Genomic DNA, 22818 nt, shown 5'->3' on the forward strand with positions numbered 1-22818 from the left:
ATCAGCTTTAAGACTAGGCGCGGCAACTTGTCACGTCTAATCGCTATTACTGATCTGCCGATAGATGCCGTCGATCAAGCGCCGATCAACGATTGCTGATAAAGCGCAAAACAGGCCTCCGCCAGGGCCGAGCGTGGCGCGCTGCGTCGCATGATCAGCCCCAGCCGGCCGAGGGTCTGGGCGTTTTCGATCGGTTGCAGGCGCAAATGATCGGTCAGTCCTTCCAGGCCTCCGTCCAACGGCATCACCGCGCAGCACAAGCCACCGTGCACAGCTTGTAACAGTTGATGGACGGCATCGGTTTGCAACAAAGGCTGCGGGTTGAGCCCTCGACTATGGAAGTTGTGGTCGATGGACTGGCGAAAGTGCATGCCGCTGGTGAGCATGCCCAGCGGCAATTCGATCAGCGACTCCCAACTCAGCGGTGCATCGCCAAAGGTAAAGAAACGCTGATCGTAGAGCAGGCCCATGCGGGTTTCATTGAAGGTCAGGGAATCGAAGCGCTCGGCATCCAGGCGTTCGAGGTAGGACACGCCGAGGTCCAGGCGATTGTTCGCCAGTTGTTCGAGGATCTGCTCGGAACTCAGGGCCGAGAGTTCGAAGCGCAGGTTCGGGTGTTCCGCATGCAGGCGTTGCAGCAGCGGCAAGGGATCGAAGCTCGACAGCGGCACCACGCCCAGGCGCAGGGTGCCGACCAGGTTACCGCGACAGGCGGCCGCCTCGGCGTACAGGCCATCATAGGCCGCCAGAACGGTGCGCGCCCAAGCCAGCACCCGCTCGCCAGGTGCAGTGAAGCCTTCGAAGCGCTGGCCGCGATTGACCAGCGGCAGGTCGAGTTCTTCTTCGAGGCTGCGCAGGCGCATGGACAGGGTCGGCTGGGTAATGTGGCAGCGCGCGGCGGCCTGGCCGAAATGGCGGGTTTCGTCCAGAGCGATGAGGAATTTCAGCTGCTTGATGTCCATCTTCGTTCCTGGAGGCGGGAAGGGGCGATTCTATCGCAAGCGGCGTCATTGGTCGGTTTGGATTGGCAAATGACTGCCGTGGTCTAGGCTTTTGCGTCTGGAACCCGAAACCCAAGGAGAGCGAAACAATGAGCCTGTTCAGTTTTCTAAAAGAAGCCGGTGAAAAAATCCTCGATGCGTTGACGCCGGACAAAGCCGAAGCCAACAGCGAGGCGTTGACCAAGCATGTGCAGAGTGCGTTGACGGGGATCGACACTTCCAAGATTCAGGTCAAGGTCGAGGGCGACAAGGTGATCGCCAGCGGCGAAGCGAATACGCAGGAAGAGAAGGAGAAAATCCTCCTGGCCCTGGGCAATGTGGCAGGTGTCAGCGGTGTTGAAGACGAGATCACTGTTACTGGACCTGTGGTCGTGGCGGCGAAGTTTGTTGTGGTCGAGAAGGGCGACACCCTGAGTGCCATTTCCTTGCGCGTGTATGGCAATGCCAACCTGTACAACAAAATCTTCGAGGCCAACAAACCCATGCTCAAGGATGTGAACAAGATCTATCCGGGGCAATCGTTGCGGATTCCCGAATAATGTGAGGCTCTGTAGGAGCTGCCGCAGGCTGCGATCTTTTGATCTTGTTTTTAAAGATCACAGTCAAAGATCGCAGCCTTCGGCAGCTCCTACAGGGAATCAAAGGCCGGTTATCAAATCCCGATAATCACCCACCGCAGCAAATTCAGCGGTGTCCTTGGGCCCCTTTTGGCTGTCCGGCTCTTTCACGGCCAGCAAATGCCCCACACCAAAATCCCGCGCACTGCGCAGGATCGGCAAGGTGTCATCGATAAACAGGCTGCGCGCCGGCTCGAAGTCGATGTCAGCCTGCAAGGCATCCCAGAACTGCGGGTTTTCCTTGGGGAAACCGTAATCGTGGGAGCTGATCAGGCGCTCGAAATAGGGTGCCAGTTCGATTCTTTCCAGCTTCAAGGACAGCGAATCGCGGTGCGCGTTGGTGATCAGCACCACGCGTTTGCCTGCACGCTTGATCGCGGCCAGGAAGGTGTCCGCATCCGGGCGCAGGGCGATCAGATGAGCGGTTTCCAGTTTCAGCTCGCGCACCGGCAGCTTCAGTTCGGCACTCCAGAAATCCAGGCAGTACCACTGCAGCTGGCCAGCATTGCGTTCAAACAGGGGCTGCAGTTCCATATCGGCCATGGCCCGACTCACTCCGTGCCATTCGGCATAGCGCTTTGGCAGGTGCTCCAGCCAGAAATGGTTGTCGAAGTGCAGGTCCAGCAGCGTGCCGTCCATGTCCAGCAGAACGGTATCGATATCGCGCCAGGGCAGCAGGGACATAAAAACTTCTCCAGCGGTAAAAAAAGGTATCCGGGGACAACAAACAGGATAGGCCGGGTATAGTAACCCGCTATCGCCCAGGAGCCGCTCATGCGCCAGAAACCCACCATCCTCGCCCGCGAGATTGTCGCCACCAGCCGTTTGTTCTGCGTCGAGGAGCTGAAGCTGCGTTTTTCCAATGGCGTGGAGCGCACCTATGAGCGGCTGGTCGGCAAGGGTGCAGGTTATGGCGCCGTGATGATCGTGGCGATGCTCGATGCGGACCATGCCGTCCTGGTCGAGGAATACTGCGGCGGTACCGATGAATACGAATTCTCGCTGCCCAAAGGCTTGATCGAGCCAGGTGAGGACGTTCTGGCGGCAGCCGAGCGCGAGCTCAAGGAAGAAGCCGGTTTTGGCGCGCGACAGCTTGAGCATTTGACCGAGCTGTCGCTGTCCCCCGGTTACATGAGCCAGAAAATCCAGGTGGTCTTGGCCACTGACCTGTACGAAGAACGCCTGGAAGGTGACGAACCTGAGCCGATGGGCGTGGACAAGGTCAACCTGCGCGAGTTGTCGGCGCTGGCGCAGAACCCGAAGTTCACCGAAGGCCGGGCCTTGGCAGCCTTGTACCTGGCCCGTGACCTGTTGACCCAGCGCGGGGTGTTCCAGCCATGAATTTTCCCCACCCATTGATGGCGCCGGTGGTCGAGCTGGCGTTGCAGGCCGGCGATGCGATCCTGCCATTTTGGCGCACCGGCACGCAGGTGACCGCCAAGGCGGATGACTCACCCGTGACGGCCGCCGACCTGGCCGCTCATCATCTGATCCTGGCCGGGCTGACGGCGCTGGATCCGAGCATCCCGGTGCTGTCCGAGGAAGACGCCAACATCCCCCAGAGCGTACGCGCCGGATGGCAGCGCTGGTGGCTGGTGGACCCGCTGGACGGCACTAAGGAATTCATTTCCGGCAGTGAAGAGTTCACCGTCAACATCGCGCTGATCGAGCAGGGGCGCGTGGTATTTGGCGTGGTGTCGATGCCGACCAACGGGCGTTTCTATGTCGGTGGTGCCGGGTTCGGCGCGTGGCGTGGCGATCAAGGTGGCACGCCCGTGGCGATTGCGGTGCGTGATGTTCCGGCCCCCGGTCAGCCGTTCACCGTGGTTGCCAGCCGTCGCCATTCCAGTCCAGAGCAGGAACGCTTGCTGGCTGGGTTGAGCGCCAGCCTGGGGGAACTGGAACTGGCCAACATCGGCAGTTCTCTGAAGTTCTGCCTGTTGGCCGAGGGGGCGGCGGATTGTTATCCACGCCTGGCGCCGACTTCGCAGTGGGATACAGCAGCGGCTCAAGGCGTGCTGGAAGGGGCGGGTGGCGAGGTGCTCGATTTGAAGGGTACGCCGTTCTGTTATCCGGCGCGGGAGTCGCTTTTGAATGAGTTCTTTTTGGCGCTGCCGGCCAAGGCTGCTTGGCGGGAGCAGTTGTTGGCGTTGGCTCGAGGTTAAAATCAAAAGATCGCAGCCTGCGGCAGCTCCTACAGGGGTATTCGTATGGCTGCGATTTTTGCGTTAGCGGTGTAGCACGTATTGCCCGACAAACTTCACTGCATCCTCATCGCTACCCGCATTCACCACTCGCGTATGCAGGCTCAATCGCGCCCGTCCGTACCGCTGATACATCGCCAGGAATTTCTTCCACACCTGCGCACTCGGCGCCTGGCAAATGGCGTGTGCATCGCCTGTCACTGGCAGCGGGTAGTTGATCTGCCCTTCCTGAATAACGATGTGCCCGTCGCTTATCCCTTCTTCTTTCAGGCGTAAATGCAGCCAGCCCCAACCGGCCAGTACCGCGCCGCAATACAGGCTGCCGCCGAACATGGTGCTCTTGTGGTTGACGTTGGCGTCCAGCGGCAAGTACAGGCGCAGTTGCTGATCGTGCCAGTCGAGCACCTTGAGGCCCATGTCCCGTGTGAGGGGAATGTCGTGGTGGAGGACGGATTCCAGTTGACGACTGTCGCGGCTCATTCAGGGGCCTCTTGTTTGTAGTGGATGAGTGGGCGGCGGCTCAATCGAGGTCGTCGCCATGGGTGGAGGTGCCGCTGTCGGCAAAGCTCAGGCCGTGCTTGCGCAATTTGTCATGCAAGGTCTTGCGTGGAATGCCAAGCGCCTCGGCGACGCTGCGTACCGAGCTGTGCGAGCGCGCCAGTTCCGCGGCAATCAGGGTTTTTTCGAAGTTTTCCACCTGCTCGCTCAACCCGCCGCTGACCATGTCTACCGTCGTGCCAACCGAGCCTTGCACCTCGTTGTTATCCAGCGCCAGTTCCAGGCCCAGGGCGAAGCGTTCGGCCGCATTTTGCAGCTCGCGCACGTTGCCAGGCCAGGTGTGGCGCAACAGCAGGGCGCGTTGCCCGGGTTGCAGTTCATGCGGCGGCAAGCCGTGGCGGGCGCTGGCTTCATCGGCGAAATGCTGGAACAGCATCAGCGCATCTTCACCGCGTTCGCGCAGTGGCGGAATGCGCAGGGGCGCGACGTTCAGGCGATAGTACAGGTCGGCGCGGAAGCGCCCCTGATCGGCGGCCTGACGCAGGTCTTCCTTGGTGGCGGCGATGATGCGGATGTCCAGCGGGATCAGTTGATTGCCGCCCAGACGTTCGACCACCCGCTCCTGCAGCAAGCGCAGCAATTTCACCTGGACGTCCAGGCTCATGCTTTCGATCTCATCGAGAAACAGTGTGCCGCCGTTGGCAAACTCGAACTTGCCGATGCGGCGTTTCTGCGCGCCGGTGAATGCACCTGGCTCGTGGCCGAACAGCTCGCTTTCGACCACCGACTCGGCCAGCGCCCCGGCGTTGATCGCCACGAACGGACCATTGCGCCGATTCGACAGGTCATGCAGCGCGCGGGCCACCACTTCTTTGCCGGCCCCGGTTTCACCGAGGATCAACACGTCTGCCCGGGTCGCCGCCAAGGCGCCGATTTGCTCGCGCAGGCGCAGCATCGAGGGCGAGTGTCCGACCAGGCGTGTGCTCAATTCATTGCGATCGCTCAGGGCCAGGCGCAGGCTGCGGTTGTCCAGCACCAGTCGGCGCAGGGCCAGGGCGCGGCGAACGCTGTCGAGCAGGGCGTCGCTGGCGAAGGGTTTTTCCAGAAAGTCATAGGCCCCGGCGCGCATGGCTTGCACCGCCAGCGGCACATCGCCGTGGCCGGTGATCAGCAGCACCGGCAGTTCCGGGTCCTGGGCGTGGAGTTCGGTCAGCAGTTCGATGCCGTCCATGCCCGGCATGCGGATATCGCTGACGACCACGCCCGGCCAGTCGCGCTCCAGTTGCGCGGCCAGGCCCTTGGCTTCTGCCAGCGGCAGAATCTTCAGGCCGGCCAGGTCAAGGGTCTGGCTCAAGGCCTGGCGCAGATGGGGATCGTCGTCGATCAACACGACCTGGATGCGGTTGTCGATGGTCATGCACTTCGGTCCTCGGACGGTTGCAGGCTCACACCCGGTGCGCCTGCGCGCAGTTTCAGGGTAATCAGGGCGCCGCCTTCCTTGTGGTTGGCGAACGACAGTTCGCCGCCGAAGGCGCGCATCAGGGTCTCGCAGATCGCCAGCCCCAATCCAAGGCCCTGGGTGCGGGTCTTGGTGGTGTAGAAGGGCTCGCTGGCGCGGCCGAGGGCCTCCAGGCAGAAACCGGGGCCGTTGTCGCGAATGTACAGGTTGACGCCTTCGGCCGTGGATTGGGCACTCAACCAGAGTTTTCGCGGCGGGCCTTTTTCCGTCAGGGCATCCAGGGCGTTGGCCAGCAGGTTGCCCAGCACCTGACGCAGGCGGGTTTCTCCGGCCTCGACCCACAACGTGGCGGCGGGCAAGTCGCGGATCAACTCGACTTCCATACTGCGCCGACGCTTGGCCAGCAAGGCCAGGGCATCGTCCAGCGCCGGTTGCAGGGCGACGCTCTCCGGGGCATGGCGATCGCGCCGGGCAAAGGCGCGCAGGTGAGCAATGATTGACGCCATGCGGCCGGTCAATTCGCTGATCAGCTTGAGATTGCCGCGGGCATCGTCGGTGCGCTGGTGGTCGAGCAGCACCTCGGCGTTTTCCGCGTAGCTGCGGATGGCCGCCAAGGGTTGGTTGAGTTCGTGGCTGATGCTTGCCGACATCGTGCCCAGGGCCGACAGCTTGCCGGCCTGCACCAGATCATCCTGGGCGCGAACCAGTTCTTGCTGGGCTTGTTCGCGTTCCAGCACTTCCTGTTTGAGTCGACGGTTGAGGCCCTCAAGATCACTGGTGCGCTCGGCCACCCGGCCTTCCAGTTCGCGCCGGGCCTTGGCTTCGAAGGCGATCCGTTCCAGGTAGTGGCGGCGGCGTTGCATCATCAGGCCGAGCAACAGCATCAACACCAGCAGCGTCGCGCCACCGATGGCGAGCACCGTGCGCACCGGGCGATCTATCAGGGTGCGCGGGGCGAGGATGCTGACGTTCCAGCCGGTTTCCGCGATCGCCTGGGTCTGGGTCAACCAGGCGTTGGGATTGAGCTTCAGCGGCTTGGGTTCGCGGGTGGGGTAGGGCTGGATCGCGGTGATTGCCTTGCGCTCTTCTTCGCTCAACTCACGGGTCGAACGAAAGCGCCATTCCGGGCGCGAGGTGAGGATGACCACGCCGTTGTGATCGGTCAGCAGCAGTTGCTCCGGAGTTTTACCCCACAGGCTTTCGGTGTGATCGAGGTCGACCTTGACCACCAGCACGCCGGTGATTTTCTCGCCCTCGCGCACGGCAGCGGCGAAGAAGTAGCCACGTTTGGCGGATGTGGTGCCCAGGCCGAAAAAACGCCCGAGTCGACCGGCCATGGCTTCGCTGAAGTACGGCCGGAAGGCAAAGTTACGACCGACGAAGCTGTCGTGCTTGTCCCAGTTGGAGGCGGCCAGGGTCTTGCCCGTGGTGTCCATCAGGTACATGACTTCGGCGCCGGTCTGGCTGCTGATGTTTTTCAGCAGACGGTTGGCGTTGCCCTGGGTGACGCCATCGTCCGGCGCGCCAAGCACGGCGCGCAGGGCCGGCAGGTCGCCGAGGATCTGCGGCAATACTTCATAACGATGCAGGGTGCCCAGCAGGTTGGCGACGTAGAGATCAAGGGTCTGGCGATTCTGCCCGGCCAGTTCGCTGCGGTAATAGCGCTCGGCCAGATGCTCCAGCGGCCACAGCAAGGGCGCCAGGCACAACGCGAGCAGGGCCAGGCTGCGCCAGCGGGGTCTGCGGGGAAGGGTCGGAGTCATGAGCATCGAGCGCCTGTGGGTACAGGTGCATTATGCCTAGGCTTGCCGACGCAGTCTGCGCGCTGAAAAGGGCGCCGCCGTTTCAGTCGAAGACGTCGGCGTCCTTGAAGAATTCGGCGGCCTGATCCCTGGCCGACAGTTGCGGCGCTGTATCCAGCGGCGGCCACTCGATGGCCAGGTCCGGATCGTCCCAACGAATGCTGCGCTCGGCCACCGGGTTGTAGTACTCGGTGGTTTTGTAGAGAACCTCGGCGAAATCACTCAACACCAGGAAACCGTGGGCGAAACCCTTGGGGATCCACAGCTGGCGATTGTTCTGCGCAGAAAGGCGTACGGCCACCCATTTGCCGAAATGCGGCGAGCTGCGCCGCACGTCGACGGCGACATCAAGAATTTCCCCGGCGCAGGCCCGAACCAGCTTGTCCTGGGTGTTCTCCAGTTGGTAATGCAGCCCGCGCAGCACGCCTTGTTGCGAGCGCGAATGGTTGTCCTGAATGAATTGCGTATTCAGGCCAGTGGCTTCCTTGAAAGCCTTGGCGTTGAAACTTTCGTAGAAAAACCCCCGTTCGTCACCGAAAACCTTGGGCTCGATGATCAAAACACCGGGCAGGTCGGTGGTCACAACATTCATGGGTTTCTCCAACGATGGGCATTGATGGTCGCCATTCTTGCCTAGAGTGCCTGCAAGGGCGAGTGTCATGTGGTTTTTTTCTTGGTAGTTGACCGATCCAGCCGCTTGCCAGCCGTTTCAAGGGGGTTGCGTATCGCCTTGAGCAGTGGCGATATAGGCGCCTAATAAAATTTCAGGGGTCGTTGTATGCCGCTCGCCACGTTGATTCATCGCGCCAGTTTGCCCAGCCCGCAAGTGTCAGCGGAGCAAGCGCTAGAGCTGCTGCAGGCGCATTACGGGCTGAACGCAAGATTACAGCCCCTGGGCAGCCAGCAGGATCTGAATTTTCGCGTCGACAGCGATCAGGGGCGGTTTGTCCTGAAAATCTGCCGGGGCGACTATTCGGCGCTCGAGCTGCAAGCCCAGCATGCCGGGCTCAAGCACCTGGCTGAGCATCCTGACGTCCATGTGCCGCGGGTGATTGCGGCGAAAAACGGTGCGGACCTGTTGTCCCTGGAGGTCGCAAGCCAAGCGGTGCATGTGCGTCTGCTGGATTACATCGAAGGACAATCGCTGACGCACCTCGAACATTTCAATCGCACGGTGGTGGCCGGTTTCGGGCGGCTGTGCGGTGAAATGGACCTCGCACTGGCGGATTTTGACCATCCGGGGCTGGTGCGCACCCTGCAGTGGGACGCGCGCCACGCCCATGCGCTGATCGCCCATTTGCTGCCGGTGATCAAGGATGAAACCCAGCGCCGCCTGATCGTTGAAGCGTGCGAACAGGCAGAGCGCCATTTGTTGCCACTGCAAGACAAGTTGCCCGTGCAAGCCATTCACATGGACATCACCGACGACAACGTGGTTTGGCAGCGCGATGCGCAACGCCATTGGCAGTTGCAAGGCGTGATCGATTTCGGCGACCTGATCCGGACCTGGCGTATTACCGACCTGTCGGTGACCTGTGCCGCGTTGCTGCATCATGGCGGAGGCGATCCCTTCTGCATTTTGCCGGCGGTGCAGGCCTATCACGCGGTCAATCCGCTGCAACACGAAGAACTGCTGGCGCTGTGGCCGCTGATCGTCGCCCGCGCGGCAGTACTGGTGCTCAGTGGCGAACAGCAGGTCAGTATCGATCCGGGCAATGCCTATAGCCGCGACAACCTGGTCCACGAGTGGGAAATTTTCCGTGTGGCCACCTCGGTGCCGTTGGCGCTGATGGAAGCGGCCATCCTGTCGGCCGTCGGACAGCGCCTGCCGGACATTGGCAGCGAAGGTTTCGCACCGCTGCTGCCGAGCCTGGTGGGGCGCGAGTTTGCGTTGATCGACCTGGGCGTGCTCAGCCCGCATTTCGAGGCCGGTAACTGGGAGCAGGAAGGCATCGATCAGCGCCTGTTGGACGAAGCCGCTGCCACCCACGGCCTGGCGGCCAGTCGTTATGGGCAATATCGGTTGTCGCGCACGCGCCCGGACACTGCCGGCGAACCGGACACTTGTCCCTTGCACGTCGAGTTGCGCGTGCCCCATGGCACGGCAGTCGAAGCGCCGTTTGCCGGGGTGGTGCACCAGCCGATGGCCGGGGTGCTGCAACTGGATGGTCCGCAACTGAGTGTGCGGTTGTGGGGCGTAACGCCATCGCTGCACAGCGGTGCGGCGCTGGTAAAAGGCCAGGTGCTGGGCTCGGTCAGCGGGCCGTTGATCGTGCAGTTGTGCCGAGGTGCGTCGATCAGCGCGCCACTGTTCTGCACACCTTCGCGCGCCGCCGCCTGGCAAGCGCTTTGCCCGTCGCCGGCTACGCTGCTGGGGCTGGCTTGCGATGCGCAGGAAGAACTCGATTCGCAGACCTTGCTGGCTCGGCGCGACGCCAGTTTCGCCCGTACGCAAAAACACTATTACGTCGACCCGCCGCGTATCGAACGCGGCTGGCGCAACCACCTGATCGACATGCAGGGCCGCTCCTACCTCGACATGCTCAACAACGTCGCGGTACTCGGTCACGGCCACCCGCGCATGGCGGCGGTTGCCAGCCGTCAGTGGTCGTTGCTCAACACCAACTCGCGATTCAACTATGCGGCGGTGGCCGAATTCTCCGAGCGTTTGCTGAAACTGTCGCCAGAGGGCATGGATAGGGTGTTCCTGGTCAACAGCGGCAGCGAGGCCAACGACCTGGCCATTCGCCTGGCGTGGGCCTACAGCGGCGGGCGCGACATGCTCAGCGTGCTGGAGGCCTATCACGGCTGGACGGTAGGCGCGGATGCGGTCTCGACTTCGATCGCCGACAACCCCAAGGCCTTGAGCAGCCGCCCGGACTGGGTGCACCCGGTGATCGCGCCGAATACCTATCGCGGTGAATTCCGCGGCCCTGACAGCACGCCGGACTACGTGCGCAGCGTCGAACACAACCTGGCGAAAATCGCCGAGCAAAAGCGTCAACTGGCCGGTTTCATTTGCGAGCCTGTGTACGGCAATGCCGGTGGTATTTCACTGCCGCCGGGGTACTTGCAGCAGGTTTACGCAATGGTCGGCGCCCAAGGCGGCGTGTGCATCGCCGACGAAGTGCAAGTGGGTTACGGGCGCATGGGCGATTTCTTCTGGGGGTTCGAAGAGCAGGGCGTGGTGCCGGACATCATCACCATGGCCAAGGGCATGGGTAACGGCCAGCCCCTGGGTGCAGTGATCACCCGCCGGGAAATCGCCGAAGCGCTGGAGGCCGAAGGGTATTTCTTCTCGTCCGCCGGCGGCAGCCCGGTCAGTTGCCAGATCGGCATGGCGGTGCTGGATGTGATGGAAGAGGAAAAGCTCTGGGAAAACGCCCAGGTGGTCGGCGGGTATTTCAAGGAGCGTCTTGAAGCGCTGATCGATATTCATCCGTTGGTCGGCGCGGTGCATGGTTCCGGGTTTTATCTGGGGGTGGAGTTGATCCGCAACCGTGAAACCCTGGAGCCGGCCACCGAGGAAACCACGGCGTTGTGCGATCGTTTGCGCGAACTGGGGATTTTCATGCAACCGACTGGCGATTACCTGAATGTGCTGAAGATCAAGCCGCCGATGGTCACTACGCGCCGGAGCGTGGATTTCTTCGTGGATATGCTCTCGAAGGTGCTCGCGGAGGGTCTGTAAACACATACTCACTGTAGGAGCGAGCTTGCTCGCGAAGAGGCCGTGTCAGCCACGAATTCTTGTCTGAATGACCGCTTTCGCGAGCAAGCTCGCTCCTACAGGGAGTGGTGGTGTTAATTCGATTGTTATCGGGTTTATGTGTGAAATTTCAGACGCATGGCTTATCTGTCGCTTCTAAAGCCGATATTTATCGGCTATAAAGTCGCCAATGCCAGGGTGTGGATCAACCATGCCCGACCGTCACGCACTTGCCCGGAGATGATTCATGAGCCGTAACGTTACCGTCGCCGCCACCCAGATGGCCTGTTCCTGGGACCTTGAAGGCAATATCGAGGTCGCAGAAAGGCTGGTCCGCGAAGCCGCCGCCAAGGGCGCGCAGATCATCCTGATCCAGGAACTGTTCGAAGCGCCGTACTTCTGCCAGAAGCCAAATCCGGATTACCTGCAGCTGGCGACGACGGTCGAAGACAACGTCGCCATCAAGCACTTCCAGAAAGTCGCCAGGGAACTGCAAGTAGTGCTGCCGATCAGCTTTTACGAACTGGCAGGCCGTGCGCGTTTCAACAGCATCGCGATCATCGACGCCGACGGCAGCAATCTCGGGATTTATCGTAAAAGCCACATTCCAGATGGCCCTGGCTACCACGAGAAGTACTACTTCAACCCGGGCGATACCGGCTTCAAGGTGTGGAACACCCGCTACGCGAAAATCGGCGTGGGCATCTGCTGGGACCAGTGGTTCCCGGAGGCTGCGCGCAGCATGGCGTTGCAAGGCGCGGAGATCCTGTTCTACCCGACCGCCATCGGCAGCGAGCCGCACGACAAGACCATTTCGTCCCGTGATCACTGGCAACGCGTGCAACAGGGCCACGCCGGCGCTAACCTGATGCCGCTGATCGCCAGTAACCGCATCGGCAACGAAGAACAAGACGGCTACGACATTACCTTCTATGGTTCGTCGTTCATCGCCAACCAGTTCGGCGAGAAGGTGCAGGAACTCAACGAAACCGAAGAAGGCATCCTGGTTCACACCTTCGACCTCGACCAACTGGAACACATCCGTAGCGCGTGGGGCTCGTTCCGTGACCGTCGTCCGAACCTGTACAGCGCGCTGAAAACCCTCGACGGTTCCCTGGAGTCCTGATCGACATGACCACTTTGAGCAGCACCCCTCGCGCAGACGGCTTCTACATGCCGGCCGAGTGGGCACCACAAACCCAGACCTGGATGATCTGGCCCGAGCGTCCGGACAACTGGCGCCTGGGCGGCAAGCCGGCGCAAGCTGCGCACGTGGCGGTGGCCAAGGCCATCGCCCGTTTCGAACCGGTCACCGTGGCGGTGTCCGCCGGCCAGTACGAAAACGCCCGTGCCCGCCTGGACGTACCCAATATCCGCGTGGTCGAGATGTCCAGCGACGATGCCTGGGTCCGGGACACAGGACCGACGTTCGTCATCAACCACAACGGCGAAGTCCGCGGCGTGAACTGGGACTTCAACTCGTGGGGCGGTTTTGACGGTGGCCTGTATTCGCCGTGGAACCGCGACTCGCAGGTGGGCGGCAAGATCCTCGAGATCGAGCGCAGCCAACGCTACCGCACCGAGGGCTTCGTGCTTGAAGGCGGCTCGATCCATGTCGATGGCGAAGGCACGCTGATTACCACCGAAGAGTGCCTGCTCAACCGCAATCGCAACCCGCACCTGAACCGTGCGGAAATCGAAGCGGTGCTCAGTGCGCATCTGGCTGTGGATAAGATCATCTGGTTGCCGGACGGCTTGTTCAACGACGAAACCGACGGCCATGTGGATAACTTCTGCTGCTACGTGCGTCCCGGAGAGGTGCTGCTGGCCTGGACCGACGATCCACAGGACCCGAACTACCCACGCTGCCAGGCTGCGATGAAAGTGCTGCAAAACAGCACCGACGCCAAAGGTCGCCCATTTACGGTGCACAAGATGCCAATTCCAGGGCCGCTGTATGCGACCGAGGAAGAATGCGCAGGTGTCGACCCGGTGGATGGCACCCAGGAACGCAATCCGAGCGTGCGTCTGGCCGGTTCGTATGTGAACTTCCTGATCGTCAACGGCGGCATCATCGCCCCGAGTTTCGACGACCCGCTCGATGGTCCTGCAAAAGAGATTTTGCAGAACCTGTTCCCCCAGCATGAAGTGGTCATGGTGCCTGGCCGTGAACTGTTACTGGGAGGCGGCAACATTCACTGCCTTACCCAACAACAGCCAGCACCGCACAAAGAGTGAGTGCAGTTGTAACAGCTTGAGTTAGTGGTGAAATCAGAGAGGCAAACGTTTTCGCGCGCAACTTTGTGGGAAGCCCGCAGCCCTTAAGGACTGCGGGCTTTTTTTGTATTCGCTAGTCGACAGCGCGCACGCCTTGGCATAGCTCTTGTATCTGCGAAGGTGTAATGCCGGGAGGGGGAGAACTTAGTTGTTCTGTCATAAACCTTGGATAAGTTAGCCGCTCAAAAACCGGGAGAGAGCGTTGAAATGAACGCCGAAGTGAATGTGGCAAGTGAGCGGGCGTTGCATCCCCTGGCAGTCAATGGCGAGTCGCTGCAGATCCTGGCGCACTGGTTAAAGTCCAATGGAACGCGTCAGATCACACAAAGTGATCCGCGCCGGACGATGATCGAGCGCTACCCCGCTGGTTTGTTCAGCGAAGCGGAACTGGATGCGTTGTGGGATGTGATGGAAGGATAAGAAGAAAAACAACGGATTGAAAAAACAAAAGCGCTGCCGGGATGGCAGCGCTTTTTTTATGGTGCGCCAGGCATGGCGCGTTGCGCGCAAGCGCAACCAGCTTGGCTGTGATGGCCTCGCTGGTGACTTGGAGGTGAAAGTCCTCTACACACCCGGCAAGGGGAAGTGTTAGCCAGAGGCAAGGGTGTCGCGGGCGACTGCGAATCTGAAGGAAGCCCGAGGCAAAATGCTGGCCTGACGAACAGGAAGCGGATGAGGCGGTGCAGCGGGGTAAGGTAGCCATAATTGCCAAAGCCCAATACTTGCACGGAACGCTGTGACGTATATCCGACAGGCATAAGCAGGAAGGTCGCGCGAATTACCCTGGGAGATCTGTAGGTTTGCCACTGTGCTACCGAGCGTCGAGAGGCGACGGGATGAACCTGCAGAAGTCAGCCGAGGCCGTAGTAAGTGGTAAATAACCATGCCACCAAGGGCCGAACAGGTTATGCCGCCAGTAGGCGTCAGAGTCTCGTCGAATGCTGAAACGCAGAATATTCTCCAAGAGGAAACTGTTACCCCAGGTCCCGGACGGTATCCGAGGATGACGGCTGACAGGGCGCAAGCATCGACGGCGTCTGTGACGTGGACGAACGCGGAGCCGGACACGCTGATGGCGCGGGTGCTTGCACCGGCCAACCTCAGACGTGCGTATCAACGCGTAGTCAGCAACAAGGGCGCGCCGGGTGCCGATGGCATGACGGTCGACGAATTGGCGGGCTACGTGAAACAGTATTGGCCGATCCTCAAGACTCGGTTGCTGGCCGGCGAGTATCACCCGCAAGGTGTGCGCGCCGTCGACATCCCCAAACCCAAAGGCGGAACAAGACAGCTGGGAATCCCCTGCGTCGTGGATCGTCTGATCCAACAGGCCCTGCTGCAACAGCTCACGCCGATCTTCGATCCGTTGTTCTCGGACTACAGCTACGGTTTTCGTCCGGGCAGAAGCGCTCATCAAGCCATCGAAACAGCCCGTGCCCACGTGGCAGCGGGTCACCGCTGGTGCGTGGAACTGGATCTGGAGAAGTTCTTTGATCGGGTCAACCACGATGTATTGATGGCCTACATCGAGCGTCAAATCGAAGACAAACGTGTGCTCACGCTGATCCGTCGCTACCTCGAAGCGGGGACGATGTCAGGTGGTCTTGCCAGCCGACGGCAGGAAGGGACGCCGCAAGGCGGCCCGCTCTCGCCGTTGCTGTCGAACATCCTGCTCAACGAACTCGATCGCGAATTGGAACGACGGGGTCACCGCTTCGTGCGCTATGCCGACGATGCGAACATTTATGTGCGCAGTCGCCGTGCTGGCGAGCGAGTGATGGCCGGCGTGGAGCGGTTCCTGAACCAGCGCCTTAAATTGACGCTGAATCGGGACAAGAGCCGGGTAGCCGGATCCTGGAGGTGCGATTACCTGGGTTACGGGAGGAGCTGGCATCAGCAGCCGAGACTGAGAGTAGCTTTGATGAGCCTGGGCCGCTTGCGCGACCGGCTTAGAGACCTGCTGCGCGGAGCGCAGGGCTGCAAGATGGCGAGCGTCATCGAGCGGATTAACCCTGTACTGCGCGGCTGGGCGGGTTACTTCAAGCTCAGTCAAAGCAAGCGACCCCTTGAGGAGTTGGACGGTTGGGTGCGTCACAAACTGCGCTGCATCCTCTGGCGCCAATGGAAGCAGCCCTCAACCAGGGCGCGTAACCTGATGCGTCTGGGGATCGACGAAGGACGCGCTCGTAGATCGGCGTCCAATGGGCAGGGCCCTTGGTGGAACTCGGGAGCGTCGCATATGAATCAGGCGCTGCCGAAGAAGCTGTGGGATCGCCTCGGTTTGGTCTCGATACTGGATACGATAAACCGGCTTAGCCGTGTAACCTGAACCGCCGTATACGGAACCGTACGTACGGTGGTGTGAGAGGACGGCGGATGTGAATCCGCCTCCTACTCGATGGCGACAAGTTGTAGAAAATTACCCCGACCCCCTGTAGGAGCTGGCTTGCCAGCGATAGCGGTAGGTCATTCAACATCAATGTTGAATGTGATGGCCCCATCGCTGGCAAGCCAGCTCCTACAGGGTGATGGTGTTAGAAACTGTAAGTCCCGGTCACCACAACGCTGCGCGGCTCACCCGGCTGAATCTGCGCCGCACTGGTGGCCGACGAGTAATACGTCTTGTCACTGATGTTGTTCAGCGCCGCGCGCAGATCCCAATCCTTCTGCCTGAACCCGGCCAACGCATCCCAGCGGCCATAACCCGGCAGCACGGTGGTGTTGAGGTTGTCGGCATAACGATCGCCAACCAGGGTCAACCCGGTTTCGGCATACCAGCCCATTTCAGGTTTCCAGGTCACGAACAGGCTGCCGTTACGCTTGGCCACGTTGCTGATGCGATTTCCTTCAAAGCCATTGTTGTCTTCCTCGATGGTCGCGTCCTGAAGACCTACGCCACCGCGCACATACCAGTCGCCGGTGATCTTGCCGGTGGCGGTCAGCTCTATCCCACGCGAACGTTGTTTACCGCTCAGCAAGGTAATGGTCGGGTTGTTCGGATCACTGGTGCGGCGGTTGTAGAGTTCCAGTTCGTAGATCGCCAGCGTGGTGCTCAGGCGATCGTCGAGCCAGTCGCTTTTCACGCCGATTTCTTTCTGCCTGGTCAGCTCCGGGCTCAGGTCGTTGGTATTGCCGGCCGCACCCGGAGTGATGCCGATCAAACCACCGCCGACCGGCGAAAACGTCTTCGACCAGGAGGCATAGAAAGAATGATTCTGCAGCGGCGTCCACACCAGCCCTACGCGAGGGCTGGTGCTGTGGCTGTCACGGTCTTCGGAAATGTCCCGCAGCTTGTTGGTCGACTCGATGTCGAACGTGTCGTAACGCAAGCCGGCGAGCAGTTGCCATTGATCGTTCAGTTGCAGCTGATCCTGCACATACACCGCACGGCTTTCGACCTCGGTGTGCGAGCTGCTGGAGACCTGCATGCGACCGGTGTGGCGTAAATCCCGATTGGGGTTGTTCAGGTCCAGCGGCGGCACCGGTGAACTGCCCGGGCCTGAGGTGGCGGCGGTGTACAAGGTCGGATCGCGCCGCTGGCTGCCGATCTCGATGCCGGTCAGCAGGCGATGTTCCAGGCCGAAAGTATCGAACCCGCCTTCCAGTTCAACGTTGTTGTAGACGTTGCGGGTGGTCAGGTCCTGTTGCCAGTGCTGGCGCGTGACCTGGTTGGTGGTCGGGTTGTAGCCGGTCAGGTAGGTGTTGTCGAAATCGCTGTTGAGCTTGAACACGCCCAGGGTCTGGCGCAGTTGCCAGTTGTCGCTGAGCTCGTAGGTGAGCTTGGAGCGCAGCGATTGCGACTTGTCGTCGATGAAATCGTGCTCGCTGCCGTAGGTCGTGTCGCGTCCGACGTCTGCCGGGCGGCCGTTGACCCCGGGGACACCGCGATCCGGCGTACGGTTGTAACGGCTGTATTCGTACTGCACCAGCCAGTTCAGGTCCGGCGTCAGCTGCCAGCTCATCGAGGGTGCAAACAACTGGCGATTACCACTCACGCCATCGCGGAAACTGTTCTGGTCCATGTTGCCCATATTCAGGCGCAGGCTGATGTTCTCGGATGGATCGCTGCTGAGGTCGGCATACAGGCTGCGAAGATCATCGCTGCCGCCCTGGGCTTCGAGGGTCGAGCGGCGGCCGAACTCCGGAAGTTTGCTCACCCGGTTGACGATCCCGCCCTGGCTGCCGCGGCCGTACAACACGGCGGCCGGACCTTTGAGCACGTCGATGCGTTCGATGTTGTGCAGGTCGCGCACGTATTGGCTGTCGTCACGGATACCATCGAGATAGAAGTCGTTGCTTGCGTCAAAACCACGGATGCGCAGGCTGTCGAAGCGGGTGTCGGCGCCGCTGCTGACGTTGGGGATGCCACTGAGTGCGGTGCCCAGGTCGTTGGTGCCGTAATCGACAACGTTGGCGGTCTTGATCGAGTCGATGGCTTGAGGCACGTAGCGCACCGGCGTGTTGGTGCGGGTCGCCGTATTCGTTTCCTTCACACGTGGGTCATCGGCCTCGGCTTCGGCGCTGATGGAGGTGGCAGGTAAGGTGGTAGGCGCAGCGTAGGAAAAACCGGCAGATATCAGAGCAGAAAGCCCAAGGCTGAAGGGCGTAAGGCGAAAAGGGGCAGGCATTGAAGAACGCATCCGTAGGATTTTTAGGGGTGTAACAAGAGCGGCGCGAATGATAATGCTTGCTATTTACTTGTGTTAATTATTCCTGAGAAGGTGCTCTGCTTGATTGTTTCCAATTGTGTCGCAATTGTTGCTTTTGCCTTTTCAACGTTATTTGAAGTCGATAAGACTGCGCGTCCGTTGAGGTTTTCTGCCAAGCAAACTCATTTCTTAGACGAATTTCGCCGGGTTATAGACGATTCATGAAATTGACACATCGTTAAGGCCGCGGCTACGATCCGGTCCAACGCCTGTGGCAGACCGCCATGACCGAAAAATAATTAAAAGGCCCGCCGCGAGAGATCGTGGGCGGGCCTTTTTGTTTGTGGGATGAAAAAAGAGCGCGATAGCGCCGTTTCGGCCGTTGAACACAGCGCGTTTCAACCCGTAATAAGGAAAACAACATGTTGAACAAGCGAATCAGCCTGATCGCTCTGGGGATTTTGAGCGCTACACAGGCCATGGCTAACGACCAGGCCGAATCCAAGGGATTTGTTGAAGACAGCAGCCTCAAAGTGCTGCTGCGCAATGCCTACATGAACCGTGACTACAAAGACGGCAACCCGGATAAATCCGAGTGGGGCCAAGCGGCCATCGGTACGTTCTCGTCGGGCTTCACCCAAGGCACTATCGGCGTGGGTGTGGATGCCTTTGGGCTGTACGCGCTCAATCTGGAGCGCAACGAAGACCGCAGCGGCGCCCAGGGCATCGACTTTTTCAAACAGGGTGCCAGCGGCGAACCGGCTGACGACCTGGCCAAAGCTGGCGCAGCCGTCAAATTCCGTCTGTCCAGCACAACGCTGACCTACGGAGACCAGATGCCGGTGCTGCCGGTACTGAGCTACGACAACGGTCGTCTGCTGCCGGAAAGCTACACCGGTACCCTGATCACCTCCAAGGAGATCAAGGGCCTGGAACTGAACGCCGGTCGCTTCACCGCCGAATCGCGCAAAAGCGCTGAAGGCCATGACAGCGGTGGCCTGAAGTCGATCAACGTGTTGGGCGGTAGCTACCAGTTCACCGAACAATTCAAGGCCGCGTTATATGCCTCCGACGTCGAAGACGTGCTGAAGAAGCAATACGTGAACGCCAACTACGTGTTCCCGTTCGACAAGGATCAGTCCCTGACCCTGGACTTCAACGGCTACCGTACCAAACTGGACGACTCTTACGTCCGTGACAACGGTATTACCGGCGACGACAACAAGATCTGGAGCCTGGCAGCCACCTTCGCCACCGGCCCGCACTCGTTCACCCTCGCTCACCAGCGCAGCACCGGCGACAGCAACCTGGGCTACGCCTACGGCGGCTACCAGAAAGATCAAAACCGCGTCGGCGACGGTGGCAACACCATCTACCTGGCCAACTCCTACTGGTCCGACTTCAACGCCGAAGACGAACGCAGCTGGCAACTGGGCTACGGCCTGGACTTCAGCACCTTCGGTGTGCCGGGCCTGAGCTACAACTTCGCCTATGTACGCGGTGACAACATCACCACCTCCACCAGCGAAGGCGGCACCGAGCGCGAGATCTTCAACCAGTTCAAATACGTCGTACAAAGCGGCCCGGCCAAAGACCTGAGCGTGAAGCTGCGCAGCTCGATCCTGCGTGTGTCGCAGAAGTCGAGCGAGTACAACGTCAGCGGTAACGAAGTGCGTGTGTTCGTGGACTACCCGATCAACATTTTCTGATGACGGGTTGCGGTATCGAGGCCTGATGCAAGGCTGAGAAAAAGAAGAAGCCCCGACTGGTTCGGGGTTTTTTTCGATCGCGAATAATCTTAAAAGGACTTTTGAATCGTTATGTCCTTCGAGATTCTCGGTGAACTGTGACAAAAAGGCATTGAACAAGCATCGGCATGGAAAGTTGATATATCACCAACATCTCATCCCAAAGTAAAAAAGCAGCCTGAATAGGCTAATGCCAGTCAGTTAAGCTGACTGGCATTTTTATTTCTGATCGGATACTTCGGCGATTTGAGCCGGATGGTTCGGGGATAAATACGCTCCTCTCGCCGATGAGGCAGGACATAGTGCGGCGCTGAAGCATGAAGCTCGGCCAGGTATTTGGGGATGTTCCCGGAGCGGTCGGCCGAGACGCTGTTGATAAACCCTAAAATTGCCCAGGTGCAGGCGGTAAAACTCATTTCGCACGGGTAAATTCCCGGACAGTGACGGCTCATTTCTACCATCTGATAGCGCAACAGGTTGTAGCCCAGCAACACGCCCCACAGCTCCTGCTCGATCATCTCGGGTGTCTTGCTGCGCAAGGTATAGCTGCTGTTGAGCAGCGTCTGTTTCATCTCCCGAAAGCCCAATTCGATCTCCCATCGCTGGCTGTACAGGTCGACTATTTCGTCAGACGGGAAGCGCAGCGGGTCGGTCATCGACGTCAGGATCTGACGCACCTTGCCCTTGACGGTTTTGCTCAGAAGGCGCGCAATCAGGCGCTCGGGCAGTCCCGGCCATTGCTTGCGGGCCTGCGGCGAAGTGCTTAACGAGACCATGGCATCCTGACGGCCCAAACGCTGAACAACTTCGTACTGCGCACCCTTGCGCAGTGGCATCAGCCAATGGCGCTCGGTGCCTGCTTGCTGCCACTGGTGCAGCAATCCCAGGGAGTAGAAACCTCGATCGAATAGGGTCAACGAGTGATCGGGCGTGGTGTCGATCAGTTGTTCGGCCAGTTTCATTTCGTTGCTGCGATAGCCATCAAATGCGCTGCCGATCAACATGTGGCTCGTCAATTCCATCTGACAGACCATGCGTACCTGGGGAAAACCGGTGTCGCCGTGCTGGTTACTGGCCGAATCGTAGCGCGCTCGATTTTCGCGGGTGTCAGGCGTTCGCCAGACGACACCGTCGACGCTCAACAAGCGCAAACCGGCCCAAGTCGGATGCTCAGCTGCTTCATGCCAACTTTTCTGAGTCAGGTCGAAGACTTGTCGTACGGCTTCGCTACCTAGTCTCTGACGTGCCTGGACTACGGCGCTGGGGGCCACTAACGGGCGTTGCCCCGGCAGCATGATGTTCATGCGACTGACCACATCCCACGCCGACATGCGCCGGAAGAACGCCATGGAAATCACGCACCAGAGCATCATTTCCAGCGGCAAGCGCCGCTTGCGCAGCGTCGCCACGCCGGCCTGTTCAAGCGCCTGCTCGACCAAAGAAGGATCGAGTAAGGAATCCAATCCCTCGATTGAGTTTGGAGTGGAAGCGAAGTTGTGGGTCAGTTCCAGTGCCCGAGCGAGACGCATAAAAAAATCCGATGCCAGTTCAGGCATCGGATTTTGATTTCTTGCGGCCAAAGGTCAAGCGAGATGGCTTAACTGATCGGCATTAGCCTGAATAGGCTGCTTTTCTGAGAAGGCTGCTTGATATTATGCTCCCTCAAGCGGGGGATAAGAGGTCTCACCCGAGCGTTGATTTCCAGGTAATCAACGGGGTTCCTAACGCCGACTATTGCCACCTGAAGGCAGTCGGTTTCGCGCTCTTGGGCCGATTTTCGGCTACCGATCATGCTTATGTCAACCAAGCATCAAGCAATGCAATGAGGTTGGTAAAAACGGCGAAGTAGCTATAGTAGTAATTACACCACGTAATTAATGATGTTCCCGCGCCCACCTTTATCCCCTCCAGCGAACTCCCTACATTGAGCTCCAACGCCTCTCCCATCATTCCGACGGGAAGGTCACTGGAGTTTCGATCATGCCTTTTGTAAGCGTACGCATCACCCGCGATGGCGTTACCACTGAGCAGAAAGCTCAGGTGATTGCCGAGATCACTGAAACACTGGAACGCGTCCTCAACAAACGCCCTGACCTGACTCACATCGTGATCGAGGAAGTCGACACCGATAACTGGGGCTATGCCGGTATCACCACCACCCAGTACCGCAAGCAACTGGCGGAAGAGGGGCAGTCATGACGGCGTCGGTGACCATCGATTTCGTCTCCGATGTGGTGTGCCCATGGTGCGCATTGGGGGCGACGGCGCTGGAGCAGGCGATCAAGAACGTGGCGGGTGAGGTGGCGGTCGAGCTGACCTACAAGCCTTTCGAGCTGAACCCGGACATGCCGGTTGAAGGCGAGAAAGCCGTCGAGCACTTGATGCGCAAATACGGGCGCACCGCCGAGGACGTCGCCTCTGGCAAGGCGATGCAGATCGCTCGTGGCGAGGCCATCGGCTTCAAGTTCGATCTGGAAAAGCGCACGCACTTCTACAACACCTTCGACGCTCACCGGTTGTTGCTCTGGGCGCTGGAAGAAGGTCGCCAAGTGGCGCTGAAGAAGATCCTGCTGCGCGCTTACTTCAGCGAAGGCCAGAACCCGAGTGATCAGCAGGCGCTGGTGCGGCTGGCGGGTGAAGCCGGGTTGGACGAGGCCCGTGCACGCAAGGTGCTGGCGTCAGGCGCCTTTGCCGAAGAGGTGCGTGAGCTTGAAGCGTTTTATCGCCAGCACGGCATCAATTCGGTCCCGGTCCTGGTGCTCAACGGTCGTCACCTGGTGTCCGGCTCGCAATCGGTCGAGTACTACGAACAGATGTTGAGACAAATGGCACAAGCCTGATTACCAAATTTTTA

At 59.9% G+C, this 22818-nt stretch carries 19 protein-coding genes; 11 read left to right on the forward strand and 8 right to left on the reverse strand.

The features are described from left to right. Window positions 1-74: 74 nt before the first annotated feature. On the reverse strand, window positions 75-962 hold the full coding sequence (locus DKB71_RS01900) for a LysR family transcriptional regulator (protein ID WP_408599485.1): 888 nt from the start codon (window positions 960-962) through the stop codon (window positions 75-77). Between the two features lie 128 nt (window positions 963-1090). On the opposite strand from DKB71_RS01900, the gene lysM reads away from it, so the two are divergent. Continuing rightward, window positions 1091-1540, forward strand: coding sequence for a peptidoglycan-binding protein LysM (lysM, locus tag DKB71_RS01905; protein ID WP_274075102.1), 450 nt, complete (start codon window positions 1091-1093; stop codon window positions 1538-1540). Window positions 1541-1639: 99 nt separating this feature from the next. Here lysM and yrfG read toward each other — a convergent pair whose 3' ends face one another. Then, on the reverse strand, window positions 1640-2302 hold the full coding sequence (gene yrfG, locus DKB71_RS01910; protein WP_408599486.1) for a GMP/IMP nucleotidase: 663 nt from the start codon (window positions 2300-2302) through the stop codon (window positions 1640-1642). A gap of 90 nt (window positions 2303-2392) precedes the next feature. Here yrfG and nudE point away from each other — a divergent pair, with 90 nt between their 5' ends. Both nudE and cysQ read left to right on the forward strand, forming a co-directional pair. Then, on the forward strand, window positions 2393-2959 hold the full coding sequence (nudE, locus tag DKB71_RS01915; RefSeq protein WP_274075104.1) for an ADP compounds hydrolase NudE: 567 nt from the start codon (window positions 2393-2395) through the stop codon (window positions 2957-2959). Then, a complete protein-coding gene (gene cysQ, locus DKB71_RS01920) occupies window positions 2956-3783 on the forward strand; it encodes a 3'(2'),5'-bisphosphate nucleotidase CysQ (protein WP_408599487.1) in 828 nt (275 codons plus the stop codon). The genes nudE and cysQ overlap by 4 nt, the downstream gene beginning before the upstream one ends. Before the next feature lie 63 nt (window positions 3784-3846). Here cysQ and DKB71_RS01925 read toward each other — a convergent pair whose 3' ends face one another. The 4 genes from DKB71_RS01925 to rfbC all read right to left on the reverse strand — a co-directional run bounded on the left by DKB71_RS01925 (window position 3847) and on the right by rfbC (window position 8173). Further along, window positions 3847-4302 (reverse strand): YiiD C-terminal domain-containing protein, encoded by a 456-nt coding sequence (locus tag DKB71_RS01925; protein ID WP_274075106.1) that lies wholly within the window; start codon window positions 4300-4302, stop codon window positions 3847-3849. Between the two features lie 40 nt (window positions 4303-4342). Next, window positions 4343-5737 (reverse strand): sigma-54 dependent transcriptional regulator, encoded by a 1395-nt coding sequence (locus DKB71_RS01930; RefSeq protein WP_274075107.1) that lies wholly within the window; start codon window positions 5735-5737, stop codon window positions 4343-4345. Further along, complete coding sequence (locus tag DKB71_RS01935) at window positions 5734-7542, reverse strand: ATP-binding protein (RefSeq protein WP_408599488.1); 1809 nt, start codon at window positions 7540-7542, stop codon at window positions 5734-5736. The genes DKB71_RS01930 and DKB71_RS01935 overlap by 4 nt, the downstream gene beginning before the upstream one ends. Window positions 7543-7624: 82 nt before the next feature. After that, window positions 7625-8173 (reverse strand): dTDP-4-dehydrorhamnose 3,5-epimerase, encoded by a 549-nt coding sequence (gene rfbC / locus DKB71_RS01940; protein ID WP_408599489.1) that lies wholly within the window; start codon window positions 8171-8173, stop codon window positions 7625-7627. Between the two features lie 186 nt (window positions 8174-8359). On the opposite strand from rfbC, the gene DKB71_RS01945 reads away from it, so the two are divergent. The 5 genes from DKB71_RS01945 (at window position 8360) to ltrA (ending at window position 15896) form a co-directional block, all read left to right on the forward strand. Further along, window positions 8360-11272, forward strand: a complete 2913-nt coding sequence (locus tag DKB71_RS01945) for an aminotransferase (protein ID WP_408599490.1) — start codon at window positions 8360-8362, stop codon at window positions 11270-11272. A 265-nt stretch (window positions 11273-11537) separates the two neighbouring features. Beyond that, window positions 11538-12416: an N-carbamoylputrescine amidase gene (gene aguB, locus DKB71_RS01950; protein WP_046815314.1), complete on the forward strand. Its 879-nt coding sequence runs from the start codon at window positions 11538-11540 to the stop codon at window positions 12414-12416. A gap of 5 nt (window positions 12417-12421) precedes the next feature. Continuing rightward, window positions 12422-13528: an agmatine deiminase gene (aguA, locus tag DKB71_RS01955; RefSeq protein WP_408599491.1), complete on the forward strand. Its 1107-nt coding sequence runs from the start codon at window positions 12422-12424 to the stop codon at window positions 13526-13528. Window positions 13529-13774: 246 nt separating this feature from the next. After that, entirely contained in the window at window positions 13775-13987 is a 213-nt protein-coding gene (locus DKB71_RS01960; RefSeq protein WP_274075112.1) for a hypothetical protein, read from the forward strand. 487 nt (window positions 13988-14474) lie between these two features. Beyond that, complete coding sequence (gene ltrA, locus DKB71_RS01965) at window positions 14475-15896, forward strand: group II intron reverse transcriptase/maturase (RefSeq protein WP_408599492.1); 1422 nt, start codon at window positions 14475-14477, stop codon at window positions 15894-15896. A gap of 205 nt (window positions 15897-16101) precedes the next feature. Here ltrA and DKB71_RS01970 read toward each other — a convergent pair whose 3' ends face one another. Continuing rightward, window positions 16102-18195, reverse strand: coding sequence for a TonB-dependent receptor (locus DKB71_RS01970; protein ID WP_408599493.1), 2094 nt, complete (start codon window positions 18193-18195; stop codon window positions 16102-16104). A gap of 443 nt (window positions 18196-18638) precedes the next feature. Between DKB71_RS01970 and DKB71_RS01975 the strand changes: the two genes are divergently transcribed. Beyond that, window positions 18639-19925 carry an OprD family porin gene (locus DKB71_RS01975; RefSeq protein WP_274075114.1) on the forward strand — a complete coding sequence of 429 codons (1287 nt, stop codon included), beginning with the start codon at window positions 18639-18641 and terminating at the stop codon, window positions 19923-19925. A gap of 236 nt (window positions 19926-20161) precedes the next feature. Here the strand turns inward: DKB71_RS01975 and DKB71_RS01980 are convergent, their stop codons facing one another. Beyond that, on the reverse strand, window positions 20162-21493 hold the full coding sequence (locus DKB71_RS01980; RefSeq protein ID WP_408599494.1) for an IS4 family transposase: 1332 nt from the start codon (window positions 21491-21493) through the stop codon (window positions 20162-20164). Window positions 21494-21944: 451 nt separating this feature from the next. Between DKB71_RS01980 and DKB71_RS01985 the strand changes: the two genes are divergently transcribed. Further along, window positions 21945-22163: a 4-oxalocrotonate tautomerase family protein gene (locus tag DKB71_RS01985; RefSeq protein ID WP_056852134.1), complete on the forward strand. Its 219-nt coding sequence runs from the start codon at window positions 21945-21947 to the stop codon at window positions 22161-22163. Continuing rightward, a complete protein-coding gene (locus tag DKB71_RS01990) occupies window positions 22160-22804 on the forward strand; it encodes a DsbA family oxidoreductase (protein WP_408599495.1) in 645 nt (214 codons plus the stop codon). Before DKB71_RS01985 ends, DKB71_RS01990 begins: the two co-directional genes overlap by 4 nt. Window positions 22805-22818: the final 14 nt, after the last annotated feature.

Origin of the sequence: Pseudomonas sp. PLMAX (assembly GCF_046042685.1) — a bacterium.
Lineage (GTDB): Bacteria > Pseudomonadota > Gammaproteobacteria > Pseudomonadales > Pseudomonadaceae > Aquipseudomonas > Aquipseudomonas putida_AE.

What these genes read in the sequence shown, in the direction of transcription:
- DKB71_RS01980 (WP_408599494.1), bottom strand. Translation starts at nt 21,493, where the DNA reads ATGCGTCTCGCTCGGGCACTGGAACTGACCCACAACTTCGCTTCCACT.
- yrfG (WP_408599486.1), bottom strand. Translation starts at nt 2,302, where the DNA reads ATGTCCCTGCTGCCCTGGCGCGATATCGATACCGTTCTGCTGGACATG.
- DKB71_RS01960 (WP_274075112.1), top strand. Translation starts at nt 13,775, where the DNA reads ATGAACGCCGAAGTGAATGTGGCAAGTGAGCGGGCGTTGCATCCCCTG.
- nudE (WP_274075104.1), top strand. Translation starts at nt 2,393, where the DNA reads ATGCGCCAGAAACCCACCATCCTCGCCCGCGAGATTGTCGCCACCAGC.
- cysQ (WP_408599487.1), top strand. Translation starts at nt 2,956, where the DNA reads ATGAATTTTCCCCACCCATTGATGGCGCCGGTGGTCGAGCTGGCGTTG.
- DKB71_RS01945 (WP_408599490.1), top strand. Translation starts at nt 8,360, where the DNA reads ATGCCGCTCGCCACGTTGATTCATCGCGCCAGTTTGCCCAGCCCGCAA.
- DKB71_RS01990 (WP_408599495.1), top strand. Translation starts at nt 22,160, where the DNA reads ATGACGGCGTCGGTGACCATCGATTTCGTCTCCGATGTGGTGTGCCCA.
- aguB (WP_046815314.1), top strand. Translation starts at nt 11,538, where the DNA reads ATGAGCCGTAACGTTACCGTCGCCGCCACCCAGATGGCCTGTTCCTGG.
- aguA (WP_408599491.1), top strand. Translation starts at nt 12,422, where the DNA reads ATGACCACTTTGAGCAGCACCCCTCGCGCAGACGGCTTCTACATGCCG.
- DKB71_RS01935 (WP_408599488.1), bottom strand. Translation starts at nt 7,542, where the DNA reads ATGACTCCGACCCTTCCCCGCAGACCCCGCTGGCGCAGCCTGGCCCTG.
- DKB71_RS01925 (WP_274075106.1), bottom strand. Translation starts at nt 4,302, where the DNA reads ATGAGCCGCGACAGTCGTCAACTGGAATCCGTCCTCCACCACGACATT.
- DKB71_RS01985 (WP_056852134.1), top strand. Translation starts at nt 21,945, where the DNA reads ATGCCTTTTGTAAGCGTACGCATCACCCGCGATGGCGTTACCACTGAG.
- ltrA (WP_408599492.1), top strand. Translation starts at nt 14,475, where the DNA reads ATGCCGCCAGTAGGCGTCAGAGTCTCGTCGAATGCTGAAACGCAGAAT.
- DKB71_RS01900 (WP_408599485.1), bottom strand. Translation starts at nt 962, where the DNA reads ATGGACATCAAGCAGCTGAAATTCCTCATCGCTCTGGACGAAACCCGC.
- DKB71_RS01930 (WP_274075107.1), bottom strand. Translation starts at nt 5,737, where the DNA reads ATGACCATCGACAACCGCATCCAGGTCGTGTTGATCGACGACGATCCC.
- DKB71_RS01970 (WP_408599493.1), bottom strand. Translation starts at nt 18,195, where the DNA reads ATGCCTGCCCCTTTTCGCCTTACGCCCTTCAGCCTTGGGCTTTCTGCT.
- lysM (WP_274075102.1), top strand. Translation starts at nt 1,091, where the DNA reads ATGAGCCTGTTCAGTTTTCTAAAAGAAGCCGGTGAAAAAATCCTCGAT.
- DKB71_RS01975 (WP_274075114.1), top strand. Translation starts at nt 18,639, where the DNA reads ATGTTGAACAAGCGAATCAGCCTGATCGCTCTGGGGATTTTGAGCGCT.
- rfbC (WP_408599489.1), bottom strand. Translation starts at nt 8,173, where the DNA reads ATGAATGTTGTGACCACCGACCTGCCCGGTGTTTTGATCATCGAGCCC.